18 protein-coding genes are annotated in these 20,034 nt (G+C 72.9%); 4 read left to right on the top strand and 14 right to left on the bottom strand.

Going from position 1 to position 20,034, the window contains the following annotated elements; translation table 11 throughout:
* Positions 1-72 precede the first annotated feature (72 nt).
* Both A3Q37_RS13155 and A3Q37_RS13150 read left to right on the top strand, forming a co-directional pair.
* A complete protein-coding gene (locus A3Q37_RS13155) occupies positions 73-486 on the top strand; it encodes a hypothetical protein (RefSeq protein ID WP_065482903.1) in 414 nt (137 codons plus the stop codon).
* Positions 487-566: 80 nt separating this feature from the next.
* Positions 567-1,283 carry a nucleotidyltransferase family protein gene (locus tag A3Q37_RS13150; protein ID WP_065482900.1) on the top strand — a complete coding sequence of 239 codons (717 nt, stop codon included), beginning with the start codon at positions 567-569 and terminating at the stop codon, positions 1,281-1,283.
* Positions 1,284-1,368: 85 nt separating this feature from the next.
* Here A3Q37_RS13150 and A3Q37_RS13145 read toward each other — a convergent pair whose 3' ends face one another.
* The 11 genes from A3Q37_RS13145 to A3Q37_RS13095 all read right to left on the bottom strand — a co-directional run bounded on the left by A3Q37_RS13145 (position 1,369) and on the right by A3Q37_RS13095 (position 13,848).
* Positions 1,369-3,006 (bottom strand): DoxX family membrane protein, encoded by a 1,638-nt coding sequence (locus A3Q37_RS13145; RefSeq protein WP_255311799.1) that lies wholly within the window; start codon positions 3,004-3,006, stop codon positions 1,369-1,371.
* A gap of 202 nt (positions 3,007-3,208) precedes the next feature.
* Complete coding sequence (gene rlmB / locus A3Q37_RS13140) at positions 3,209-4,165, bottom strand: 23S rRNA (guanosine(2251)-2'-O)-methyltransferase RlmB (protein ID WP_065482894.1); 957 nt, start codon at positions 4,163-4,165, stop codon at positions 3,209-3,211.
* Between the two features lie 113 nt (positions 4,166-4,278).
* A complete protein-coding gene (cysS, locus tag A3Q37_RS13135) occupies positions 4,279-5,679 on the bottom strand; it encodes a cysteine--tRNA ligase (protein WP_065482891.1) in 1,401 nt (466 codons plus the stop codon).
* A gap of 141 nt (positions 5,680-5,820) precedes the next feature.
* Positions 5,821-6,225: a PPOX class F420-dependent oxidoreductase gene (locus tag A3Q37_RS13130; RefSeq protein ID WP_010063550.1), complete on the bottom strand. Its 405-nt coding sequence runs from the start codon at positions 6,223-6,225 to the stop codon at positions 5,821-5,823.
* Positions 6,226-6,285: 60 nt separating this feature from the next.
* Positions 6,286-7,707: an MFS transporter gene (locus A3Q37_RS13125; protein WP_065482889.1), complete on the bottom strand. Its 1,422-nt coding sequence runs from the start codon at positions 7,705-7,707 to the stop codon at positions 6,286-6,288.
* Positions 7,704-9,434 carry an ABC transporter permease subunit gene (locus A3Q37_RS13120; protein ID WP_065482886.1) on the bottom strand — a complete coding sequence of 577 codons (1,731 nt, stop codon included), beginning with the start codon at positions 9,432-9,434 and terminating at the stop codon, positions 7,704-7,706. The genes A3Q37_RS13125 and A3Q37_RS13120 overlap by 4 nt, the downstream gene beginning before the upstream one ends.
* A 4-nt stretch (positions 9,435-9,438) precedes the next feature.
* Complete coding sequence (locus tag A3Q37_RS13115; protein ID WP_065482879.1) at positions 9,439-10,962, bottom strand: ABC transporter substrate-binding protein; 1,524 nt, start codon at positions 10,960-10,962, stop codon at positions 9,439-9,441.
* A 31-nt stretch (positions 10,963-10,993) separates the two neighbouring features.
* Positions 10,994-11,632, bottom strand: coding sequence for a GNAT family N-acetyltransferase (locus tag A3Q37_RS13110; protein WP_065483342.1), 639 nt, complete (start codon positions 11,630-11,632; stop codon positions 10,994-10,996).
* Positions 11,633-11,761: 129 nt separating this feature from the next.
* Positions 11,762-12,286, bottom strand: a complete 525-nt coding sequence (gene ispF / locus A3Q37_RS13105) for a 2-C-methyl-D-erythritol 2,4-cyclodiphosphate synthase (RefSeq protein WP_065482876.1) — start codon at positions 12,284-12,286, stop codon at positions 11,762-11,764.
* Positions 12,276-13,043 (bottom strand): 2-C-methyl-D-erythritol 4-phosphate cytidylyltransferase, encoded by a 768-nt coding sequence (gene ispD / locus A3Q37_RS13100; RefSeq protein ID WP_065482873.1) that lies wholly within the window; start codon positions 13,041-13,043, stop codon positions 12,276-12,278. Before ispD ends, ispF begins: the two co-directional genes overlap by 11 nt.
* Before the next feature lie 322 nt (positions 13,044-13,365).
* Entirely contained in the window at positions 13,366-13,848 is a 483-nt protein-coding gene (locus A3Q37_RS13095; RefSeq protein WP_003953493.1) for a CarD family transcriptional regulator, read from the bottom strand.
* A gap of 680 nt (positions 13,849-14,528) precedes the next feature.
* Here A3Q37_RS13095 and A3Q37_RS13090 point away from each other — a divergent pair.
* Complete coding sequence (locus A3Q37_RS13090) at positions 14,529-15,221, top strand: DUF461 domain-containing protein (protein WP_065482870.1); 693 nt, start codon at positions 14,529-14,531, stop codon at positions 15,219-15,221.
* An 89-nt stretch (positions 15,222-15,310) separates the two neighbouring features.
* Here the strand turns inward: A3Q37_RS13090 and A3Q37_RS13085 are convergent, their stop codons facing one another.
* Together A3Q37_RS13085 and A3Q37_RS13080 are read right to left on the bottom strand one after the other, a co-directional pair.
* Entirely contained in the window at positions 15,311-15,991 is a 681-nt protein-coding gene (locus A3Q37_RS13085; protein ID WP_003968183.1) for a response regulator transcription factor, read from the bottom strand.
* Positions 15,988-17,250 carry a cell wall metabolism sensor histidine kinase WalK gene (locus A3Q37_RS13080; protein ID WP_006125648.1) on the bottom strand — a complete coding sequence of 421 codons (1,263 nt, stop codon included), beginning with the start codon at positions 17,248-17,250 and terminating at the stop codon, positions 15,988-15,990. Before A3Q37_RS13080 ends, A3Q37_RS13085 begins: the two co-directional genes overlap by 4 nt.
* A 198-nt stretch (positions 17,251-17,448) precedes the next feature.
* Here A3Q37_RS13080 and phoU point away from each other — a divergent pair, with 198 nt between their 5' ends.
* Complete coding sequence (gene phoU / locus A3Q37_RS13075; protein ID WP_065482868.1) at positions 17,449-18,126, top strand: phosphate signaling complex protein PhoU; 678 nt, start codon at positions 17,449-17,451, stop codon at positions 18,124-18,126.
* A gap of 484 nt (positions 18,127-18,610) precedes the next feature.
* Here the strand turns inward: phoU and A3Q37_RS13070 are convergent, their stop codons facing one another.
* Positions 18,611-19,939 (bottom strand): MFS transporter, encoded by a 1,329-nt coding sequence (locus A3Q37_RS13070; RefSeq protein WP_065482866.1) that lies wholly within the window; start codon positions 19,937-19,939, stop codon positions 18,611-18,613.
* Between the last annotated feature and the right edge of the window lie 95 nt (positions 19,940-20,034).

Below are 20,034 nucleotides of genomic sequence, written 5' to 3'. Positions count from 1 at the left end.
GGGCGCGTCGAACCATCCCCCGCGAGGGTGACGAATTGTCGCCAAGTCATCACCGGCCGCTACGCTCGCTGCGTGACCCACACCGCGCGCCGCATCGGCCGATCCCTCGCTCTCGTCCTGCCCGTCGTCATGGTTCTGTCCGGGACCCTCGCGGTCACCAGCGTTCCGTGGGCGGCGTCGGACAAGGACTCCCAGCTGCTGGCCGCCTCCTCGGAGACCGTGTCCAAGCCCGCGAAGCCGCACGCCCCGCAGGACGTCCTGCGCGAGAAGCTGCTCGTGGAGCTCCAGGAGAAGGACCCGGGCACCGCCCTCACCGGTCTCCAGCGGGCCGTCGAGCAGCGTCCGTCGCTCGCCCGTCACTGCATGTCGATCGCGAAGGCGCTCGGCAAGGCGGCCGTCGAGCAGTACGGCCCGACCCGGGCGCACCGCTTCTCCCGGCCCGTCTGCGACACCTCGTTCGCCTCGGGCGTCGCGCAGTTCAGCTGAGCCCCGGAGGCTGAGCCCGACGGCAGGCGGTCGCGTCGAGCGCCGCCTCCCGTCGGCGGGCACCGCATATCGTGCCTGCCATGCATACGTATCCGACGCAGGCCGTGATCCTTGCCGGTGGCCAGGGGTCGCGGCTGCGGCCGTACACCGACGACCGCCCCAAGCCGATGGTCGAGATCCCCGGGACCGGGACTCCGATCATCGGCCATCAGCTGTCCTGGCTGGCCGCCGAGGGGGTCACCGACGCCGTGGTCTCCTGCGGGCACCTGGCCGAGGTGCTCCAGGAGTGGCTGGAGGAGGCCGTCCTGCCGCTCCGGGTCACCACCGTCGTGGAGACCGAGCCGCTGGGGCGCGGCGGCGGGCTGCGGTACGCGGCCGAGCGCCTGCCCGACGCCGATCAGCCGTGGTACGCCACGAACGGCGACATCTGGACCCGTTTCTCCCTGCGGGAGATGGCGGCCTTCCACGCGGAGCGCGACGCCACCGCCACCCTGGCCCTCGCCCGGCCGCGCATTCCGTGGGGTGCGGTGGAGACGGACGCGTTCGGGCACATCACCGACTTCATCGAGTCGCCGCCGTCCCCGTATCTGATCAACGCCGGGGTGTACGTGTTCTCGCCCGCGTTCACGAAGCTGCTGCCGGACCGTGGCGACCATGAGCGGACCACGTTCCCCCGGCTCGCCCGCGAACGCCGCCTGGCCGGGTATCCGCTGCCGAACGGGGCGTACTGGCGGGCCATCGACACCGCGAAGGATCTGACCGAGGCGGCCCGCGAGCTCGGCTCCCAGGGGGCCTGACAGCCGCTCGTACGCACGCACACGAAAGGCGGCGCCCACCCGGGCAGGAGAACCGGGTGGGCGCCGCCCTCGGCGTATGTACGGGTCAGCCGAGCAGGCCGCCGATCGGGTTCCGGCCGCCGCCGCCCGAGGTGGATCCCTCGCCGCCGGAGGACGTCGAGCCGCCGGTGGGGGCCGGCTCTTCGCCGCCGCCCGTGGAGGCGTCGCCGCTGGTGGAGCCGGACGAGGTGGGTCCGGCGCTGGTGGCGGCCGGGGGCTGCTGCGGGGTGGTCTGCTGCGGGGGCTCCTGGCCGGTGCCCTGGGTCTCGCTGGGCTGGGTGCCCGAGCCGGTGCTCTGGCCGCCGCCGGTGTCGCGGGTCGCGCCGGGGGTGACCTGGCCGGTGGCGGGGGTGCTCGCCTCGCCGGAGCGGCTGGGTTCGGGCTGCCGCTGCTGCTCCGGGGTGCGGGAGGCCTGGCGTTCGCCGGTGGACTCCTGGGGCAGCGGCATGCCGGGGAGGCGGTTGGTGGGGTTGCCGTTGCGGCCGGGGACGGTGACGACCTCGGTGGAGCGGACCGCGCCGCCGAGGATGGAGCCGATGAGCAGGGTGAGGCCGACGACGACGGTCGCGACGACCGTGCCCCGGCGCAGGACCCGGCGGCGCAGGTCCCAGATCTCCGAGCGGGGCCCGAGCTTGCGCCAGGCCTCCCCGGCGAGCCGGCCGTCGACGGAGTAGACGGGGGCGCCCGCGATGATCAGGGGGCTCCAGGCGGCCAGCAGGATGATGTCGGGGGCGTCGTACACCGGGACCTGGCGCCAGCTGACCGTCACCAGGAGCGCGGCGGAGAGCAGCGCGCCGAACGCGGCGGCGACCCGCTGCCAGAGGCCGAGGACGGTGAGGACGCCGACGACGACCTGGAGGAAGGCGACGGTCAGTCCGGCGCCGACCGGGTGGGAGAGCGCGAAGTCGCGCAGGGGTTCGGCGACCGCCCACGGGTGCAGGGAGGTCAGCCACTTGACCATCGAGCCGCGTTCGCCGCCGTCGAAGTAGACGGGGTCGGACAGCTTGCCCATGCCGGCGTAGATGGAGATGAAGCCGAGGAGGACCCGCATGGGGAGCAGGACGACGCCCAGGTTCATCCGGTGGCCCGGGTAGTAGGCGTGCCGGACGGGGTCGCCCGTCCCGCGCCGGGCGCGGTCGTCGGCGGCTTCGGCGGATTCCGGGGAGTCGTAGTCGTCGCCGGGGCCGTCGGGCCCGGCGAGCGGGTCGTCGTACGCGCCGACGGCCTGCCGCATGGGCGGCAGCAGGGGGCCGCCGGTGCGCCCCGGCTGGTGGGGTGCGGTCAGTACGGGGTTGGGCTGCGTCTCCTCCAGGAGCGGGATGACCTGCGTCGCGCCCGCTTCGTGGCCGAGCCCGCCGCCGGGGGGCGCGCCGAGTCCGGCGTCGAGGTGTCCGGCGGTGGAGTTGCGCACGGCCTGGAGGAGGCCCGTCGCGCCGGGGTCGCCGGGGGCGGACTTGCCGCTCCAGACGACGGGTGCCCGCCTGCGGCCGCCGCCGGCGCCGCTCATGGCGGGGATGCGGGCCGTTTCCGCGGGGGCACCGCGCAGCCGTGCGCGCTGGCCCGGGGCGAGCTGCACCCGGAAGCTGGCGTGGTTGACGATGACCTGCGCGGGGTCGCTGTCCACCTTGGTCATGCTCAGGGCGGGTTGCTCGTCGAACCGAGGCGTTCTGGTGTCCACACTCATCTAACCGAGTGATGTGTGTTTAGGACACTGCCTCGACCGCACCGGATGTGTCCGAGACCCGTCAAGATCAGGCCAAACTCGGGCATCCTGGATGGATGTTCGGCGTTCGCCCGTCGGCTCGCCCGGCGAGCGGGCCTGCGCTCACCCGGCGGACGGGCCTGTCGACGGGCGAACGCCGTACGTCCAAGGCGTCCTGGGCGTCCTAGGACCGGCGGCGCGCCACCTCGTACAGCACGATGCCCGCCGCGACACCGGCGTTGAGCGACTCGGCGCCGCCCGGCATCGAGATCCGCACCCGGTAGTCGCAGGTCTCGCCGACGAGCCGGCCCAGCCCCTTGCCCTCGCTGCCGATGACGATGACGACCGGGCCGTCCAGCTCCTCCAGGTCCTCCACCGTGTGCTCGCCGTCGGCGGCCAGGCCGACGACCGTGAGGCCCGCCTTCTGGTAGCCCTCCAGGGCGCGGGTGAGGTTGGTGACCCGGGAGACCGGGGTGCGGGCCGCCGTGCCGGCGGAGGACTTCCACGCTCCGGCGGTCATGCCGGCCGCCCGGCGCTCGGGCACGACGACGCCGTGGCCGCCGAACGCGGAGACCGAGCGGACGATGGCGCCGAGGTTGCGCGGGTCGGTCACGCCGTCGAGGGCGACGATCAGCGGGTCCTCGTGGTTGTCGTCGGCGGCGGCGAGCAGGTCGTCCGGGTGCGCGTACTCGTACGGCGGGACCTGGAGGACGAGGCCCTGGTGGTTCAGGCCGTTCGTCATCCGGTCCAGCTCGGGGCGCGGGGCCTCCATCAGATTGATGGTGCCGCGGTCGCCGGCGAGCTTGAGCACGTCGCGGACGCGCTCGTCGTTGTCGATGTACTGCTGGACGTACAGCGTCACGGCGGGGACGCCGTCGCGCAGGGCCTCGTAGACCGGGTTGCGGCCGACGACCATCTCCGAGGTGCCCTTGGCGCCGCCGCGCCGGGGCGCGGGGCGGCGGGCGGCGGCCTGCTTGGCCTGGGCGTTGGCGACCCGGTTCTTCTTGTGTCCCTTGCGGGCGGACGCGGGCGGGGTCGGGCCCTTGCCCTCCAGGCCACGGCGTCGCTTGCCACCGCTGCCGACCTGCGCGCCCTTCTTGTTGGACGTGCGGCGGTTCCTGCGCTGGCTGTTCCCGGCCATGACCTACCTGTTCCTGTAAATCCTCGATCCGCACGCGGATGCGGATCGTGTACGTCTCATCAGTGTGCCGCCCGGATCGCCGGGCGGCACCATTGCCCTGCTCAGAGGTTCGCTCAGCGCGGTCCCAGCGTCCACCGGGGGCCGGTGGGGCTGTCCTCGATGACGAGGCCGGACTGGTTGAGCTGGTCGCGGATGGCGTCGGCGGCGGCCCAGTCCTTGCGGGCGCGGGCCGACTGCCGCTGGTCGAGGACGAGGCGCACGAGGGTGTCGACGACGCCGTGCAGATCCTCGCCGCGGTCGCCCTCGCCCGCCCACTGCGGGTCGAGGGGGTCCAGGCCGAGGACGCCGAGCATGGCCCGGACCTCGGCGAGGCGGGCCGCGGCGGCTTCCTTGTCGTCGGCGGCCAGTGCGCTGTTGCCCTGGCGGACGGTGGTGTGGATGATCGCCAGCGCCTGCGGGACGCCCAGGTCCTCGTCCATCGCCTCGGCGAAGGCGGGCGGCACCTCGGCGGCGGGGGCGACGGTCTCCCCCACCTTCTCGGTGACGCGCTGGACGAAGCCCTCGATCCGGGCGAACGCGGACTCGGCCTCGCGCAGGGCCTCCTCGCTGTACTCGATCATCGACCGGTAGTGCGGGGTGCCCAGGTAGTAGCGCAGGACGATGGGGCGCCAGTGCTTGACCATCTCGCTGACGAGGACGGAGTTGCCCAGCGACTTCGACATCTTCTCGCCGGCCAGGGTGACCCAGCCGTTGTGCACCCAGTAGTTGGCGAACGTGTCGCCGAAGGCCTTGGCCTGGGCGATCTCGTTCTCGTGGTGCGGGAAGATCAGGTCGATGCCGCCGCCGTGGATGTCGAACGCGGCGCCCAGGTACTTGTGGGCCATCGCCGAGCACTCCAGGTGCCAGCCGGGCCGGCCCCGGCCCCACGGGGTCTCCCAGCTGGGCTCGCCCGGCTTCACGGCCTTCCACATGGCGAAGTCGCGCGGGTCGCGCTTGCCGGTCTCGCCCTCGCCGGAGGGCTGGCGCAGATCGTCCAGCTCCTGGTTGGAGAGCTCCAGGTAGCCGGGGAGGGAGCGCACGTCGAAGTAGACGTTGCCGTCGGCCTCGTAGGCGTGGCCGCGCTCGATCAGGCCGCGCATCATCTCGATCATCTCGGGGATGTGGCCGGTGGCGCGGGGCTCGTAGGTGGGCGGCAGGCAGCCGAGCACGTCGTAGCCGTCGTTGAACGCGCGCTCGTTCTCGTAGCCGATCGACCACCACGGGCGGCCCTGTTCGGCGGACTTCGCGATGATCTTGTCGTCGATGTCGGTGACGTTCCGGATGAACGTGACGTCGTAACCGCGGTACGTGAACCAGCGGCGCATGATGTCGAAGTTCAGGCCCGAGCGGATGTGGCCGATGTGCGGTGCCGCCTGGACGGTGGCGCCACAGAGGTAGATCGAGACACAGCCCGCGGTGAGCGGGACGAAGTCACGGATCTGCCGGGCGCTGGTGTCGTGCAGGCGAATAGTCACGCCTCAAGGGTAGTAGGCCGACACCAGTGCCCCGCGACCCTTGGGGATCGCGGGGACAACTTTCTGGTACCGGGATGGTTCTGGACACCCCGGAGAGCGTTTTCCGGCCATACGAGGGGAGTCGGCGGAGTCCCCGGAGCCTCAGATGCTGCCGACGACCTTGCGCGGCGAGATCCGGACGACGACACGGGGGTCGTCGGCGCCGGAGTTCGGGTTGAACTCGGCGTACGGCTTGCCGGTGTACTTCACCGAGAGCTCGTCGATCAGCTCCTGCCCGCCGTCCGTCGTCAGCGTCGCCTCGCCGCGGATCTCGGCGTAGCTGTACGGGGCGTCGAAGGGCTGGACGACGACGGTGACGCGCGGGTCGCGGCGGAGGTTCTTCTCCTTGCGGCGGCCGACGGTGGTGGAGATGAGGACGTCGTCGCCGTCGCGCTTGACCCAGACCGGGGAGACCTGGGGGCTGCCGTCGGGCTGGATGGTGGCGATGTTGACGAACACGGGGGTGTCGAGCAGGTTCTTGAGCTCGGTGGAGAGTGCGGCGGTCATGCGTACGTCCTCCTGTGCGCTGCGGGTGGGCCGGACCTGTCCGGTGTTCCGATGCTGCTCCTACCCGGCAACCGCGCGCGGCCCCGCTTCCTTCCCGCCGCGTCCCGCCGGAAGGGTGAACGCGAGCGCCGCCCCGGCCAGCGGGACCGCCGCGAGGACCGCCCACCGCACGGGCGCGGGCGCGTCCAGCAGGGCGCCGGTCGCCGCGCTGCCCCCGAGCACGGCGAGCCCGGAGACGGAGGACAGCGCCCCGGTGGCCAGGCCGAGCCGCCGGTCCTCGACCAGGTCCGGGACGAGGCCGCGGGCGGCGGGGACCAGCAGCATCTGGCCCAGGGTCAGCAGGACGACGAGCGCGGCACCGGGCAGCAGTCCGCCGGGCCCGCCGGGCGTGAGCGGTACGGCGGCGAACCCGGCGGCCACGACCGCGAGACCGGTGACCAGCGCGGTGCGCGGGGCGACACGGCGGGCGGACCAGCGGGTCAGGGGGACCTGGGCGGCGACGACGAGCAGCGAGGACAGGGCGAAGAGCCAGCCGAGCGCGGCCTGGGACCCGGTGGCCCGCTCCACCTCGACGGGGAGGGAGAGGTAGAGCTGGTTGTAGGCGACGAGATAGCTGCTGTACGCGAGGCAGAGCAGCAGGAACGCCCGGTTGGCGAACACCGCACGCCAGGGGGACGGCTCCGGTTGAGCCGTACGGGTGGGGGTGCCGGGGGTCCGGTCCCGGTCCCATTCCCGTACGCGGTCGGCTTCCGGTACGGGTTCGGCTTCCCGGTTCCGTACGCGGTCGGCTTCCGGGGCCCGGTCCCGGTTCCGTACGCCGTCGGCGCGCGGCATCAGGCGGGCGTGTCCGGCCAGTACGCCGACGAAGACGAGCGCCCCGGCGAGGCAGGCGGCCCGGAAACCGCCGCCCAGCAGCAGGAGCAGCGAGCCGAGCAGCGGTCCGAGGAACGCTCCGGCCTGCCCGGCGGCGGAGAACAGGGCGAGGACGTGGGCGCGCGGTTCGCCGGTGTCGCGTTCGTGCCGGACGGCCTCGCGGGCGGCCTCGGACTCGACGGCCGGGGAGAACAGCGCGGCGGCGAAGCCGATGAGGAGGACGGCCGCGATGACGGTGGCCGTGGATCCGGCGAACCCGAGCCAGCCGAACCCGGCGATCCGCAGCGCGCAGCCCGCCAGGACGACGGAGCGGGGCCCGTACCGGTCGGTGAGCGCGCCGCCGACGACGAACAGGCCCTGCTGGCTGAAGGTGCGCAGCCCGAGGACGAGCCCGACGAGCCAGCCCGCCATGCCGAGGCCGCTGCCGAGATGGGTGGCCAGGTAGGGCAGGACGGCGTAGAAGCCGATGTTGAAGGCGAACTGGGTGGCGGTGAGGAGCCGGAGGTAGGGGGTGGGCGCGCTCGCGAACAGGGGGCGGCGGCGGGCCTTCTCCGTCCCCTTGGCGTCCGGGGCCGGGGCTTCGGCGGAGGCTTCGGCGGGCCGGGTCACTTCGAGCCCTTCAGGCCCGTCGGCGTGCGCCCGCGTACGGCCGCCGAGGTGAGGACGGCCAGCGCGCCGAGGACGGCGAGCGCGGCGGCGGGGGCGAGGACGGCCCACGGGGCGCGTTCCGCGTACGGCATGTTCTCCGACAGCATCCGGCCCCATTCCGGCGCGGGCGCCTGCGTGCCGAGGCCGAGGAAGCCGAGGGAGGCCAGGGCCAGGGCGACGGCCGGGATGCGGAGGAGGGCGTGGCGGGCGACCGGCGGCAGGACCCCGGGCAGGACGTGGCGGCGCAGCAGGTGGGCCCGGTCCGCGCCGAGGGCGACGGCTGCGGCGAGGTGCGGGGCCGCCTTCTCCTGGGCGTACAGGGCGGCGGTGTGCGCGGCAAGCGGGGCCCAGGCGACGGCGGCCACGGCTGCGGCGGCGCCCCAGGGGCCGGGTCCGGCGATGCCCGCGACGACGAGTCCGGCGAGGACGGCGGGGAGCGCGTTCGCGGTCTCGGTGAGCGCCCCGGCGCGTACGGCTCCGAGGAGCAGCCCGAGAGCCAGGGTGACGGCTCCGACGGCGACGGCGGCGAGCGCGGTGCGGGCGGCCCCGTGGCCGAGGCGGGCCAGGACGTCGCGGCCGAGGTTGTCGGTGCCGAAGGGGTGCGCGGCGGACGGGCCGGCGAGCCGGACGGCGGTGTCGACGTGGAGCGGGTCGCGCAGGAGGCCCGCGACGGTGACCGCGACGAGCAGGGTGCCGAGGACGAGGGCGGCGACGGCGAGCCCGCGACGGCCGGGCAGCCGGGGTGCGACGAGGGCGGGCAGGGCGCGGTCGGTGAGCGCGGGGCCGAGCAGGACGCGGACGGCGAGGCGGGAGGCGAGGCCCGCGGCGACGCCGAGGAGCAGGAGTACCAGCACGGCCGCCTGGAGGACGGGCAGGTCCTGGGCGAGGGCGGCGGCGAGTGCCGTACCGCCGAGGCCGGGGATCGCGTACAGCGTCTCGACGGCGACGGCCCCGCCGGTCAGCCCGACCGCGACCAGGCCGAGCTGGGGCAGCAAGCCCGGCAGCGTACGGCGGAGGGCGTGGCGGGCGACGGTCCGGCCGGGTATGCCGCTCGCGGCGGCGGCCTTCGCCCAGGGTTCGGCGAACGCGCCGGGCAGGGCGTCGTCCAGCAGCCGGCCGAGCAGGGCCCCCGCGGGTACGCCCATGGCGAGGGCGGGCAGCACGAGCTGGTCGGGGGCGCCCCAGCCGAGCGCGGGGAACCAGCCGAGGTGCACGGCGAACACGGTGGCCAGGACGGCGGCGAGGAGGAACTCCGGCAGCGCGGCGAGCACCGCCGCGCCCGCTCCGGTGCGCACGCGCACGATCCGGCGCGCGGCCCCGCGCCGGAGGGTGGCCGCGCTCAGGGCGAGGGCGAGGAGCACGGCGACGGCGAGCGAGACGCCCATCAGGGTGAGGGAGTTGCCGAGGGCGGCGACCACGTCGGGGGCGATGGGCTGGCCGGAGACCCAGGAGGTGCCGAGGTCGCCGCGTACGAGTCCGCCGAGCCAGTCGCCCAGGACGTGGAGCGGCCCGCCGTCGAGTCCGGTCTCGGCGCGGATCGCGGCGAGCGTCTCGGGGGTCGGGGCCCGGTCGGCGTACCGGGCGTGCAGGATCGTGCGGGCCGGGTCGGTCCGGGTCAGCCAGGGCAGCAGCCCGATCACCGCGACGACGGCGAGCAGCGTGCCGAGCCGTCCGGCGAGGTACTTCACGGGGTCACCCGATGCGGGTGTCGGCGGTGATGAGGGTGCGCTCCATCGGGTCGAGGGCGACGCCCCGGACGCGGGTCTCGTCGTATCCCTGGACGAAGCGTTCGTGGACGAGGGGGACGAGGGCGTCGGTGCCGAGGATCGCGGCCTCGGCGGTCATCTCGGCCTTGTGCCGGGCGTCGGTGTCGGCGAGGGCGGCGGCCTTGCCGACGGCGGTGTCGACGGGCTCGGCGCAGAGCTGGGTGATGGTGAAGCTGCCGTCGCAGGTGAAGTCGGAGGCGAGGTAGGAGACCGGGTCGGCGGTGTCCAGGAGGGTGTTGCGGGCCTGGATGAACGCGTCGTACTTCCCGGCGAGCGCGTCGGCCTCCATCTGCGCGTAGTCGCGGACGACCTGCTTCACGGTGAACCCGCGCTTCTCCAGCTGCTGCTGGACAACAGTGGCGACCTCGGGCAGCTCGGGCCGGTTGGTGTAGGTGGCGAGCACGATCTGCTGCGTCTTCCTCACCTCGGCCGGGGCGGCGGCCTTCGCCCGGCCGGTGGGGGCGGTGCGCAGATCGGCGGCCCAGGGGACGCCGGGGCCGAGCAGCCCCTGCGCGGTGTCGGCGCGGCCCTCGTAGACGCCGTCGACCAGCGCCTTGGAGTCGATGGCCTCGCGGGCGGCGGCGCGCATCGCCGGATCGGCGAAGACACCGCGCTCGGTGTTGAGGGAGAGGCCGTTGGTGCGGGCGGAGGGGAACTCGTGGACCAGTCCGTCGCCGAGCAGCGCGGCCTGCGAGATGGGGACGTACTCGGCCACGTCGACGTCCTTGGTGCGCAGGGCGTTGGCGCGGGCGGTGCCGTCGGCGACGAACTTCACGTCGGCGCCGGGGGCCTTCGCCTTGGCGCCCCAGTAGGTGTCGTTGCGCTCCAGGGTCGCGCTGACCGCGCCGTTGACCTCGGTGAGGGTGAAGGGTCCGGTGGCGTGCCCGGCGGGGTTCACCTGGGCGCCGCCCTTTCCGTACGCGGCGGCGGACAGGATGCTCAGCGAGGGGTTGGCGAGCCGCTGGGGCAGCAGCGGGTCGGCGTCCTTCGTGGTGATCCGTACGGTGCCGGCGCCCTCGGCCGTGGCGGTGAGGGTGGTGTCGGAGAGCACCCGGGGCTTCGGGGAGGCCTTCTGCGCGGCGGTGAGCGAGCGGGCCACGGCGGTGGCGTCGAGCTTCGTGCCGTCCTGGAAGGCGGTCCCCCGGCGGACGGTGAACTCCCAGGCCGTCTCGCCGTCGCGCTTCCATGCCGTGGCCAGCGCGGGCTTGGCCTCGCCGTTCTTGTCGAGCCGGGTGAGCCCTTCGACGACGGCGAGCCGGCTCAGGATGACGGCGTCGTCGCCGTACGGGGACATGGCCTGGGCGGGCGGGAAGGCCAGGGCCACCTTCAGCCGCTGATCGCCGCCGGAGCCGGAGCCTCCGGAGGAGGTGCAGGCGGTGGCGGCGGTGGCGAGGAGCGCGGTCGCGGCCAGCGGCAGGGCGGCGCGGTGAAGACGGCGGGGCGTGAGCATGGGAGAGACCCTATATGAAAACGATTGTCATCTAACCGGCGGGGGTACCGACCACACCCGGGACCGGGACCGGGGCCGCACCCGGGACCGGCATCGGCAGCTCGAAGTGGACGATCCCCTGCCCGCCCCCGGGCAGTGTCCGCTCGTCGCACACCTCGCGGGCCAGCGAGCGCCAGAAGGGCTCGGCGCCCGGCACGGCGGGGTCGGTGTGCAGGTAGAGGGCCGCGTAGCCGCCCGCCCGCGCCGCGAACTCCCCCAGCTCCCGCACCAGTTGCCGGGCGAGCCCGTGCCTGCGGTGCTCGGGGCGCACATAGATCCGGCAGAGCTGCGCGGTGGACCCGGAGGGGAAGCGGTCGGCGACCCACTGCGGATTGGGCGGCGCCTGCGGCCCCCGGTCGCGTACGGCCCCGGTGGCGACGATCTCGCCGCGGTGCTCGACGACGAGCAGGGTGCAGCGTTCCGGGCGGAGGTAGGCGGCCTCGGGGTCGATGATGTCGGCGTGCCAGCGGGGTACGTAGCCGGACTTCAGGTCGCGGTAGACGGTGTCGAGCATCACGGCGCGGGCGCCGCCGAGGTCGTCGGCGGTGGCGGTACGCAGGAGGTAGCGGGGGTCCTCGTGGCCGCTGCCTTCGCCGGTCCGGCCGGCCCCGTCGACCGGCGCCCCCGTCATCACCGTGGTCGCACTGGTCACCGGTGCCACTCCCGCCGCTCCTGCCTCGCACTACGTACCGCACGTACTGCACATCGCTTGCACCTTCAGCGTACGTGCAAGTGATGTGCAGCAGGCGGGGACGTACGGCTAGCGCGTCCGGTAGACCAGGGCGGTGGCGATGCCCGCGATGCCCTCGCCGCGGCCGGTGAAGCCGAGCCCGTCGGACGTGGCGGCGGAGAGCGAGACCGGGGCGCCGACCGCGGCGGACAGCACCTTCTGCGCCTCGTCCCGCCGCTTGCCGATCTTCGGGCGGAGGCCGACGACCTGGACGGCGACGTTCCCGATCTCGAAGCCCTCGGCGCGGACGATCCGGGCGGCCTCGGTGAGCAGGGTGATACCCGCGGCCCCGGACCACTCGGGGCGGCCCGTGCCGAAGTGCTGCCCGAGGTCGCCGAGGCCGGCGGCGGAGAACAGCGCGTTGCAGGCGGCGTGCGCGACGACGTCGGCGTCCGAGTGACCGGCCAGGCCCGGGCCCTCGCCCTCCCACTTCAGGCCCGCGCACCACAGCTCGCGGCCCTCCTCGAAGGCGTGGATGTCGGTGCCGATGCCGACGAGCGGGATGACGGGGGCGGGCCCCGCCGCAGAGGTGGTCGCGGACGTGTCAGAAACCATCGTTGGCCCTCCTCCGGGCGAGTACCGCTTCGGCCAGCACGAGATCGAGCGGCCGGGTCACCTTGAACGCCTCCTCGTGGCCGGGGACGACGACCACGGGCCGGCCGAGGCGTTCCACCATGCCCGCGTCGTCCGTGGCGCCCTCGCCGTCGACCGCGACCTCGGCGTGCGCCCGCTCCAGCGTGTCCCGGTCGAAGCCCTGCGGCGTCTGCACCGCGCGCAGCCTGGCCCGTACGGGAGTGGCGAGCACCGGCTCCGGCTCCCCGGGCTTCGCGGCGGGCTCGACCTCCTTGACCGTGTCCGCGAGCGGCAGCGCGGGAACGACCGCGGGCGCCCCGTCCCGTACGGCGGCGGCGACCGCGTCCACGGTGTCAACCGGCACCAGCGGGCGGGCGGCGTCGTGGACCAGGACGACGGCGACGTCCTCGGGCAGCGCTTCGAGGCCGAGGCGGACGGACTCCTGGCGGGTCTCACCGCCCGGCACCACCAGGTAGTCGGTGCGCTCGGGCAGCGCGTGCTCGTCGAGGAGGCGCTTCACCTCGGGCGCGCCGTCCGGCGGGGCGACGACCACGACGAGGGAGACGGCGCGGGACGCGGCCATGGCGCGAATGGCGTGAATCAGCATGGGCGTCCCGCCGAGCGCCCGGAGGGCCTTGGGCGCGCCCGGACCGAGCCGCACGCCCCGCCCGGCCGCGGGGATCACCGCGGCGGTACGGGGAGGGCGCGGCCGGTCGGTCGGGGGTGGCGTCGATGACATCGATTGCACTCCGAAGGTTCGGCAGGTTTGTTTCCACGACCGACATGGGTAGGGGCCCAGCGAGCCGGGCGTGACGCCCTGACTCGCACCGGGCCCCTTCCGTGACCGCCCGCCCGGTCGAGCACAGGTCGCGACGGGCGCTCACGCAGTACGTGCGTACGCGGACGCGGTGCGTGTGTCCACGGATGCGCGTTGATCGTTGATCACGGATTCGGGATACGCGGATTCGGGTCCGAACATGCCGCAGCGCCCGACGACACAGTGTGAAAACGACTGGTCAGCGGGCACCGCGGCACATTCATACGACCGGTGTGATCCGGTTTCAGGACGCGAGGACCTCGTCGAGCAGGGCCTCGGCCTTGTCCTCGTTCGTGTTCTCCGCGAGGGCGAGCTCGCTCACCAGGATCTGGCGGGCCTTGGCGAGCATGCGCTTCTCTCCGGCGGAGAGACCGCGCTCGCGCTCCCGACGCCACAGGTCACGGACGACTTCCGCGACCTTGATGACATCGCCGGAGGCGAGCTTCTCGAGATTTGCCTTGTAACGCCGGGACCAGTTCGTCGGCTCTTCGGCGTACGGTGCGCGCAGCACCTCGAAGACCCGGTCCAGCCCGTCCTGCCCGACCACGTCGCGCACGCCTACGAACTCCGCATTGTCCGCCGGCACACGGACCGTCAAGTCGCCCTGGGCGACCTTGAGCACCAAGTAGGTCTTGTCCACGCCTTTGATCTGGCGAGTTTCGATAGCCTCGATCAGCGCGGCCCCGTGATGGGGATAGACCACGGTGTCGCCAACCTTGAACGTCATGTGACAGGTACCCCTTCCGTGGCTATCCAGAGTAACACGAGAATCGACTCTCCTGAATGGCGTTTTCGCAGGTCAGGGCATATCTCGGGGCTTGACAACAGCAACACGAACGTGCTGCGGAAGGTATCCGGAGGACGGTATTCGCAGGTCGGAGCCGCTGTGCGCCCGGGGCGAAACATCCACGTCACACGACCCGGAAGCCCTACAGAAGAGGGCGAAAGTCCCGTTTTGTCGGTTTCGAGATGGCGATCATTCCCTACTCCGTTCGGTGATCGCTCACTCGTACGGGCGTAACTGCCCGGCCGCAATGAAATTGATCAAGCCAAGCGTCGTACGGCGCTTTCCGCCCCCGAACGCGAAGGCGAAGAAGGCGCGCGGCGGAAAAGGGGCGAAGAAGCGGCGGAACGCCCGGAAGAATTGATCACGCGGATTATGTGAACGGCACATGACCTACCGACCGGTAGAACCCCCTGGTGCCGCCCCGGACCCGCCCAGGTCCCGCCCAGGACCCACCCCCGACCGACGAGACACCGACGAGACACCGCGTAGAGGCGGGTCGGGTGCAGGGCGGGCACGGCGGCTCGGTAGCCTAAGGCCGCTGACACACCCTTAGGGCGGCTTTACACCGGCGCCCGACGTCCGAAGCCCGCAGTCCGAACGTTCAAGGAGTTGCCGCCGCCGTGAGCCGCAGCCTTCGACACGGCGCTCTCGCCGCCACCGCCACCGCGCTCTCGATCTTCTCCCTGTCCGCCTGTGCGGCGGGCAACAACGCCGAGACGCTCAAGATCCGGCCGGACAACCCGGCCACCTCGGTGGGCAACATCAAGGTCCAGAACGTCAACGTGATCACGCAGCCCGGCGCCGGCACGGACGGCCCCGCCGTCGTGGCCGCGACGCTGTTCAACGACGGCACCGAGCGCGAGGTGCTGGAGGCGATCACGCTGCCCGGCAGCAACGTCGAGGTGAAGCTCCAGGCGGCCGGCGGCACGGGCCCCATCGTGGTCCCGGCCGGCGGCCAGGTCATCATCGGCGGCAAGGGCAACGCCGCTGCCGTGATCGAGAACAGCGGCGAGGCCGCGCGCAACGGCGACGTTCAGCAGGTCGTCTTCAAGCTCAGCCGGACCGGCGACGTCGGCCTCGGCGCGAGCGTCTTCCCGGCCGAGGGCTTCTTCAAGGACTTCGGCCCCAGCCCGCAGGCCGAGGCGCCCGCCCCGAAGCCGAGCCCGACGCCGTCCGGCGAAGCGACCGGCAACGGCGAGACCCCCGCCGCGACCGAGGGCGCGACGGGCGGCGCGGCCGCCGAGGGCGAGCCGGGCGCACAGGGCGAGGCGGCGGCGCAGGGCACGGGCGACGACGTGCCCGCGGCCCACTGACGCGGCAGCGCCCGCAGCACACACGCCGAAGGGCGCTTCCCGGCCGGGAAGCGCCCTTCGGCGTACAGCAGGACTGAGCAGCCCGCGGTTTACGGCTCGAACTTGTACCCCAGGCCCCGCACGGTGACGAGGTAGCGCGGGGCGCCCGGGTCGGGCTCGATCTTGGCGCGCAGGCGCTTGACGTGGACGTCGAGGGTCTTGGTGTCGCCGACGTAGTCCGCGCCCCAGACCCGGTCGATGAGCTGCATACGGGTGAGCACGCGGCCCGCGTTGCGCAGGAGCATCTCCAGGAGGTCGAACTCCTTGAGCGGGAGGTCGACCTTGCCACCGGAGACGGTGACGACGTGCCGGTCGACGTCCATCCGGACCGGGCCCGCCTCCAGGGCGGCCGGGGTGACCTCCTCCGGCTCGCCGCGGCGGCGCAGGACGGCACGGATGCGGGCGACGAGCTCGCGGGAGGAGAAGGGCTTGGTGACGTAGTCGTCGGCTCCTATCTCCAGCCCGACGACCTTGTCGATCTCGCTGTCCTTGGCGGTGACCATGATCACCGGGACGTTGGAGCGGCTGCGGAGCTGGCGGCACACCTCGGTGCCGGGCAGGCCGGGCAGCATCAGGTCGAGGAGGACCAGGTCGGCGCCGTTGCGCTCGAACTCGTCCAGCCCGTCGGGGCCGGTCGCCGCGATGGCGACCTCGAAACCTTCCTTGCGCAGCATGTAGGACAGGGCGTCGCTGAAGGATTCCTCATCCTCGACGACAAGCACTCGGGTCACGGAAGAGCCTCCGGGGCGGGAAAGGGGTCAAAGGTGTCGGTCTCGTACGGCCCCTCGTCGTCGCCGTTGACGATAAGCGGTCCGCCGGTGGTGCGCTCCCTCGTGGCGCCCGTTTCGGGCAGCCGGAGGGTGAAGGTGGAGCCCTGTCCCTCGGAGCTCCAGACGGTGACCTCCCCGCCGTGCGAGGCGGCCACGTGTTTGACGATGGCGAGGCCGAGACCGGTGCCACCGGTGGCCCGGGAACGGGCCGGGTCGACGCGGTAGAAGCGTTCGAAGACCCGTTCGCGGTCCTTCTCGGAGATGCCGATGCCCTGGTCGGTGACGGCTATCTCGATGAGGTCCCCGCCCGGCGAGGCGAGGCGGCGTGCGGCGATGCCGACGCGGGTGTGGGCGGGGCTGTAGTTGACGGCGTTCTCGACGAGGTTGCCGAGCGCGCCGACGAGCTGGCCGCGGTTGCCCCAGACCGTGAGGCCCTCGGCGCCCGCGGAGGCCATGGTGATCTGCTTGGAGCCGGCCTGCTGGCGGCAGCGGTCGATCGCCTCGGCGACCAGCGTCTCCACCTTGACCGGCTCGGCGTCCTCCAGCGGGTCGTCGTTCTGCACCCGGGAGAGGTCGATGAGCTCCTGTACGAGGTTGGTGAGCCGGGTCGCCTCGATCTGCATCCGCCCGGCGAACCGCTCCACCGCCTCCGGGTCGTCGGAGGCGTCCATGACCGCCTCGGAGAGCAGGGAGAGCGCTCCGGTCGGGGTCTTGAGCTCATGGCTGACGTTGGCGACGAAGTCGCGCCGTACCGCTTCTATCCGGCGGGCCTCGGTGAGGTCCTCCACCAGCAGCAGCACCAGCCGCGAGCCCAGCGGGGCGACCCGGGCGGAGACGGCGAGGGTGTCGCCCCGGCCCGTGCCGCGCCGGGGCAGGTCCAGCTCGACCTGTCGTATCTCGCCGTCCCGCCGGGTGTCCCTGGCCATGTTGAGCATCGGCTCGACGGCCAGCCGGCCGCCCCGCACCAGGCCCAGGGCGTACGCCGCGGAGCTGGCCTTGACCACGCTGTCGCTCTCGTCGAGGACGACGGCGGAGGAGCTGAGGACGGAGAGGACGGTGTCCACTCCGGGGGGAAGAGCCGCGTTGCTGTCCGGCCGCAGCGAGGTGCGCGTGGGCCGTTTCAGGTCGCGCTCGCTCCAGCGGAACGCCAGCATGGCGATCACACCGGTCAGGAGACCGGCGATCGCCGCAGCTGCGGCGACCGCCGCGTTCACGTCCATGCTTCAAGGTTATGCGGGTGCGACGAGTCCCTCCCAGCCGTCCGAGTGCCATCTCGAACACTCGTCGCCCAGAGTTCACCGAGGGGTAGGAGTCGGTTCACTTAGGGGGCCGGATCCGGACGCGTTACGGCCCCACCGTGGCACCGTGGGGGTCGGTCCGAGACCCCGGCCTCAGTCTGGAACTGGAGAGGGACTTCCATGCGCGACGCTTACCACGAGGAACTCGATTCGATCGGAGAAGGCCTGGTCGAGATGGCCCGGCTGGTCGGCTCGGCGATCGGGCGGGCGACCACGTCCATGCTCGACGCCGACCTGACGCTGGCGGAGAACGTGATCGCCGGCGACCAGAAGGTCGACGACCTCCAGCACGACCTGGAGGCCCGCGCCATCGCGCTCCTGGCCCGCCAGCAGCCGGTGGCGACGGACCTCCGCATCGTGGTGACCTCGCTGCGGATGAGCGCCGACCTGGAGCGCTCGGGCGACCTCGCCCAGCATGTGGCGAAGCTGGCCCGGCTGCGCTTCCCGCAGTCGGCGGTCCCGCACGACCTGCACGCCACGATCCTGGAGATGGGCCAGCTCGCCCAGCGCCTGATGGCCAAGGCGGCCGAGGTCATCATCACCAAGGACGTCGATCTGGCGCTCCAGCTGGAGCAGGACGACGACGAGATGGACCTGCTGCACCGCACGCTGTTCCAGCACCTGATGGACGACCGCTGGAAGCACGGCATCGAGACGGCCGTCGACGTGACGCTGCTGGGCCGCTACTACGAGCGCTTCGCCGACCACGCGGTGTCGGTCGCCAAGCGCGTGGTCTACCTGGTGACGGGTGAGCACGCGGACGAGATCCAGTCGACGGCCCCGGTCGAGGGCGCGTAGCCGGGGTTTCCTGGCCGGGGGCTCTTGGCCGGGGCGCGCGGGGGACGGGCGGGGGCGCCTTCCGCGTACCACCGGCGCTCCACCGGCGTACGCATGTCGCACATACGTTCCTGCGCGTGTGCGCCGTTGATGCGCCCGCCGGGATGGGCATGCAATGGGGCGGGGGCGGCGCCATGGCCGTACGCGGTGGGCCATGCCGTACGTCCCCGGCGGCGGCGCACCGGCGTCCGCCGCCCAGCCGTATGCCCTGAGGAGGGACCATGGCCGATTCCCCCACGACCGAACCCCAGCAGGAGACCCCGACCGAAGTGGTGCACCTGACCTTGCTCGGCGCCTGCGGATGCGGGTCGGGCTGCGGGTGCGGCTGCCAGTCGGGTGCCCCGTGCCAGTGCGGCGGCTGCTGCGGCTGACCCGTACAGGTCCCCGTACGGATGGCGAACGCGCGGCGCCCACCCGGTGCGAGGCCCGGGTGGGCGCCGAGGGTTCAGCAGGCCCGTTCCACCGCCGCCGCGGGTGCGGCCTCCGGTTCGGCCTGGTCCGGGCGGGCCTCGGCCGGGACGGGCGCGGGCTCGGGCAGGGTGTCCGCCGCGGCGTGCTCCTCGCGCGGCAGGTTGCGCATCAGCAGCCAGTAGCCGAAGCCGGCGACGGTGCCGATCACGGCGCAGAGGGCCCAGAGCCAGGACGCGCCGTAGTGGTCGATCACAAAGCCGGACATCAGCGGGGCGACGAGCGCGGCCACCGACCAGGACATCGTGTACATGCCCTGATAGCGGCCCCGGCCCCGGGCGGGCGACAGCTGAACGACCAGGCCCGTCTGGGTGGGCGCGTTCACGATCTCGGCCAGCGTCCAGACGCACACCGTCAGGGCGTACGCGCCGACCGACCCGGCGAAGGCGGTGAGCCCGTAGCCGTACCCGGCGAGCAGCGAGGAGAGGATCAGCAGCCGGCGCGGGTCGCGGTTCTGGATGAAGCGCGTGACGGGGATCTGGAGGACCACGATCAGCACGCCGTTGACGGCGATGGCGGTACCGAAGTCGGAGCTGGACAGCCCGTCCGTGCCCATCGCCACCGGCAGCGCCACGTACCCCTGCTGGAAGATCAGCGCCACCAGGAACGACAGCCCCACGACGCCCATGAAGCGCCCGTCGCGCAGGACGGTGGTGAGCCGCACCTCGTCCTGGGGCCCCTTGCCGCCGACGGTCCTGACCACCGCTTCCTCGGGCCGTGACTCCGGGACCTTCAGGAAGACGAGGATCGCGCAGACAAGTGTCATCAGGGCCTCGCCGATGAATCCGGCGAGGTAGCTGTACTCGGCGATGAAACCGGCCCCGGCGGAGGAGATCGCGAAGCCGAGGTTGATGGCCCAGTAGTTGAGCGAGAAGGCCCGGACGCGGTCCTTCGGGGGCACGATGTCCGCCATCATCGCCTGGACGGCGGGGCGGGACGCGTTGCTCGCCATGCCGACGAAGAACGCCACGGCGGCGATGGCGAAGGGGTGATGCATGAACCCGAGCACCGCCACGGACACGGCGGTCGACGTCTGGGCGATCAGCATGGTGGGCCGCCGCCCGAGGCGATCGGTCATCACGCCCGCGCCGAGCGAGGAGATGACCCCGCCGAGCCCGTGGAGGGCGGCGACGAGCCCCGCGTACGAGGCGGAGTAGCCCCGGTCCAGGGTCAGGTAGAGGGCCATGAAGGTCGCGACGAACGCGCCGAGGCGGTTGACCAGGGTGCTGGTCCACAGCCACCAGAACTCGCGGGGCATCCCGGAGACGGTCTCGCGGGCGGCTGATCGCAGACCGGCGACGGACATAAGGATTCCCCCCACGGGACGTACGGACGGATACGGATGCGACGCGGAACGGGCCTCGGGTAACACCCCCGACCCCGACCGAGACATTACGAAGC

This window comes from Streptomyces sp. PTY087I2 (assembly GCF_001687325.1).
Lineage (GTDB): Bacteria > Actinomycetota > Actinomycetes > Streptomycetales > Streptomycetaceae > Streptomyces.
The sequence above is the reverse complement of the archived record's forward strand: the minus strand, read 5'-3'. Positions and strand labels throughout refer to the sequence as shown.